Genomic DNA, 250 nt, shown 5'->3' on the forward strand with positions numbered 1-250 from the left:
GTCACGGATGGTACCGATACGACGTTTCCATGCGACATCATGTGTTTTTAAATCAACACCAGCAACATAGCCCCATGCAGGTTGTTTACATGGTAAGCCGAATGGAGAAAGGAAAGCACTGATTTCAACACCATAAGGAACACCATACATCGGTTGAACACCTGCTTCGGTACCTGCACCTTTTGCTGTTTGCTTACGGTTAGGGTCAGCTGGAATCAATTTACTGACAAATGGCAGTCCAATTGACGGT

1 pseudogene is annotated in these 250 nt (G+C 45.6%); it reads right to left on the reverse strand.

Features of this window, described 5'->3' with window-relative positions:
- A pseudogene (locus tag FLQ44_RS14370) lies at nt 1-250 on the reverse strand (hypothetical protein); the annotation flags it as partial.

This window comes from Vogesella mureinivorans, assembly GCF_007644035.1.
GTDB classification, from domain to species: Bacteria; Pseudomonadota; Gammaproteobacteria; order Burkholderiales; family Chromobacteriaceae; genus Vogesella; species Vogesella mureinivorans.